Here is a 3,895-nt window from a genome sequence, read left to right as displayed (position 1 = left end):
CACCGCCGCTAAAGCGCCCTTATCTTTTTGCCACAATTTCATAATAATATAATTTTTTCCTGCTGCATGGCAGCGTGAAATTAAAAATCGTATTTACCGAAAACACGTTGCTTTATTTCCGGCCACTCTTCTTTGAGCATGCTGAAATAAACTGTGTTGCGCACTCTCCCGGTACTGGCGATCATATGGCGCCTGAAAATACCTTCCTGTGTACAACCCAGACTCAGAATGGCATTGCGCGATTGCGTATTCAGCTCATCTGTTTTGAACTCTACCCGGTTCAGATCCATCACCTCAAAAGCATGTTGCAGCATGGCGTATTTCATGGCCTTATTCAGCCCCGAACCATGCAGGGAAGGGGTAATCCAGGTAGACCCTATTTCCGTGCGTTTATTGGGCAGCGATAACCCCATATAACGGGTAGATCCTACGATCCGGTTTTCTTTTTTGTCGATGATCACAAACGGAATGGACTCTTCCGCCGCTCTTTCTTTTAATGCTTTCTGAATATATTTCTCCAGATCCTGCTCACTCTCTATCTTATTCAGCTGCACCGTCCATAGGGAAGCATCTGCCGCAATTGCCCACAGATCATGTAAGTGTGCTGCCTCTAAAGGTTGCAGCAATACACGTTTATTCTCCAGAACAGGTGCTAAGTCCATATTACTGTATCATTTCGAGTAACTGAATGTAACTGTTTATGCCGTCTTTAATTTCACGCAGGTGAATATATTCATCTGCGGTGTGTGAGCGGGCAGAATCGCCGGGACCCATTTTTACGGAGGTAGCCGGAATCAACGCCTGATCGGACGTAGTAGGCGATCCGTAGCAGGTTTTACCCACCGATACGCCCGCCAGTACAAACGGATGATCCATCGGAATAAACGAAGGCCGCATCCGCATGGACCTCGGCGTTACTTCGCAGGATACATTGGCACGAATGATTTCCAGCAACTCTTCCAGTGTATACTGATCCGTAGCCCGCACATCTACCACAAAGGAGCAGTCTGCCGGTACTACGTTATGTGCTTTATTCGAAGTATTGATTACAGTGACACTCATTTTCACAGGTCCCAGTGTTTCAGATACTTTAGGGAAACGATAATCTTTAAACCAATTCAGATCGGGCAATGCCTTATACAACGCATTTTCACCCTCTTCTCTGGCAGCATGACCTGCTTTACCAACACTATTGCAATCCAGTACCATTAAGCCTTTTTCCGCAATAGCCAGTTGTGTTAAAGTAGGCTCACCTACAATCGCAAATTCAATAGCGGGCAACTGGGATAAAATGCTTTCTATGCCATTAACGCCGCTGATTTCCTCTTCTGCAGTCGCAGTAAGTATGATGTTGTAGGTAAGATCACTCCGGTGATAAAAATGCAGAAACGTAGCAATCAGGCTCACCAGGCAACCACCGGCATCATTACTTCCGAGTCCGTACAGCTTACCGTCTTCCACATCCGGACTGAAAGGGTCGCGGGTATATTGCGGATTGGGTTTTACCGTATCATGATGGGAGTTCAGGAGTATATTACGCTTTGAGGGATCGTAATGTTTATTGCGCGCCCAGATATTATTGAGATGCCGCTCATGCGGAATATCCATGGCCGTCAGGAAATCACTGATCAGTTGCGCAGTGCCGTCTTCTTCCCGGCTTAACGATGGAGTGGCGATCATCTGCTTTAACAGCGCCACGGCCACATCATATAGTTTTTCGTTCCACATAGGTTAGCATATTAGAGTGCCTGCCACTTTTGCTGTAGTATTACTCAGCACATCGTCTGCGTGTCCTATCAGCACTTCTTTCACCCCGTTGTCAATTGCACCGAAAGCGTTTTGCAGTTTAGGCAATATGCCGTCTGTTAATATTTTTTCTGCCAGCAGCTGCTGGTAAATGTCCTTGTTGATCAAATTAATCACGGCATCATCATCTGCCGGATCACGTAATACGCCCTTCTTCTCAAAGCAATAGATCAGTCTTACGCTGTAAAACGCAGACAAAGCAATCGCCAGTGAAGAAGCAATGGTATCGGCATTGGTATTCAGTATCTGTCCGTTACCATCATGGGTTAGCGGGGCAAACACCGGTGTAACACCAGTATCCAGCAATGCTTTCAGCGGACCGGTATGCAGTTTCTCCGTGTATACATCTCCTACAAAACCATAGTCGATATCCTTCACCGGTCTTTTTACAGCAGGAATAATATTAGCATCGGCGCCGGTTAAACCAATAGCATTGCAGCCATTCGCCTGCAACTTCGCCACCAGCTGTTTATTCACCAAACCGCCGTATACCATCGTCACCACGTCAATGGTTTCCGCATCCGTGATACGTCTGCCATCCACATATTTCGACTCAATCCCCAGCTTATCACCGATACGGGTAGCAATTTTACCGCCACCATGGATCAGGATTTTTTTGCCAGGTACGGCTGCAAACTTTTCGAGAAAGGTCTGCAGCAATACCGGGTTGTCTATAACGTTTCCGCCTACTTTGATGATAAATAAATCGATCATAATTATCCTTTCAATATTTCACTCAAAACCGCCTGGGCTGCCCATACCCGGTTACCAGCTTCTTCTATAACGATAGCTTGTGGTCCGTCCAGTACTTCATCCGCAATCACTACATTCCTTCTTACAGGCAGGCAGTGCATTACTTTAGCGGAGTTGGTGAGTTTGAGTTTTTCATTGGTGAACATCCAGCCTGGATCTGTGCAGGTAATTTTACCGTAATCCTTGTAGGAAGACCAGTTCTTTACATACACGAAATCCGCATCCTGTAAGGCTTTGTCCTGATCATACTCAATACGTGCATTACCAGAAAATTTTTCATCCAGCTCATATCCTTCCGGATGCGTAATCACAAAATCTGCTTCACCCCACGCATTCATCCATTGGGCAAAAGAGTTAGGAACAGCCTGCGGCAGTGCTTTTACGTGAGGCGCCCAGGTCATTACCACTTTAGGTTTACGGGATTGATGCCAGTTTTCCTTAATGGTAATTACATCTGTTAAACTCTGCAAAGGATGCAGTGTAGCACTTTCCAGGCTCACTACCGGCACACCGGCATATTTAATGAACTGATTGATGTACTTCTCTGTATAATCTTCTTCTTTATTCTTTAAACCGGGAAAAGTACGGATAGCCAGTATATCAAAATACTGTCCCATTACTCCCGCCGCTTCTTTTACGTGTTCGGTGGTGTTGCCATTCATCACAACGCCATCATTCATTTCCAGCGCCCAGCCTTCCTTATCAATGTTAAATACGATAGGTTCCATACCCAGGTTCTTAGCAGCCACCTGTGTACTTAACCGTGTTCGCAAACTGGGATTCAGGAATATCATTCCCACTGTTTTATTCTTCCCTAACTCCTGGTCCCTGAAAGGATCTTTCTTGTAGTTCAACGCAATGTCCACTAACCGCGGGACACTGGGAACATCTGCTGTAGAAATAAATTGTTTCATTTCGCTTATAGGCTTTAAACAGATAGTGGAAAGATGTAAAGGCACACTATCTGCCATTCATGGTTGTTGATTTTTTATTTATTTAATTCTTTTCCAAAAGCTTCGAGGAACTCATCCGCATGCGCTTGTGTTAATGCCAGTGATGGCAGCAACCTGATCACATTTGGTTTTGCTTCACCGGTAAAAATCTTATGCGTAAGCAACAGTTCTTTTCTCACGTGCGCCAGTTCTTCCGGCAGTTCTATACCAATCATTAAACCACGGCCTCTTACTTCTTTTACTTTATCGAAAGTCCGCAGTTGTTCCATGAGATAATTACCAACCGTAGCTGCATTGGCGATCAGGTTTTCTGACTGGATGGTTTCCAGCACTGACAATGCTGCTGCGCAAGCCAGGTGATTACCACCAAACGTAGTACCCAG

At 45.4% G+C, this 3,895-nt stretch carries 5 protein-coding genes; all 5 read right to left on the bottom strand.

The window, feature by feature from the left end:
• Nucleotides 1-80: 80 nt before the first annotated feature.
• Entirely contained in the window at nucleotides 81-662 is a 582-nt protein-coding gene (locus VIP81_RS27425) for a GNAT family protein (RefSeq protein ID WP_331968946.1), read from the bottom strand.
• A gap of 1 nt (nucleotide 663) precedes the next feature.
• Nucleotides 664-1,728: a M20 family metallo-hydrolase gene (locus VIP81_RS27420; RefSeq protein ID WP_331968943.1), complete on the bottom strand. Its 1,065-nt coding sequence runs from the start codon at nucleotides 1,726-1,728 to the stop codon at nucleotides 664-666.
• Between the two features lie 3 nt (nucleotides 1,729-1,731).
• Nucleotides 1,732-2,520: an acetylglutamate kinase gene (argB, locus tag VIP81_RS27415; protein WP_331968940.1), complete on the bottom strand. Its 789-nt coding sequence runs from the start codon at nucleotides 2,518-2,520 to the stop codon at nucleotides 1,732-1,734.
• Nucleotides 2,521-2,522: 2 nt separating this feature from the next.
• Complete coding sequence (locus tag VIP81_RS27410) at nucleotides 2,523-3,473, bottom strand: N-acetylornithine carbamoyltransferase (protein ID WP_331968937.1); 951 nt, start codon at nucleotides 3,471-3,473, stop codon at nucleotides 2,523-2,525.
• Nucleotides 3,474-3,547: 74 nt separating this feature from the next.
• Nucleotides 3,548-3,895, bottom strand: a 348-nt coding sequence (locus tag VIP81_RS27405; protein ID WP_331968934.1) for an aminotransferase class III-fold pyridoxal phosphate-dependent enzyme, incomplete at its 5' end; no start/stop codon positions are given.

The organism is Chitinophaga sp., from assembly GCF_036566945.1.
Classification (GTDB): domain Bacteria; phylum Bacteroidota; class Bacteroidia; order Chitinophagales; family Chitinophagaceae; genus Chitinophaga.
This window is presented reverse-complemented; position numbering and strand designations above follow the sequence as displayed.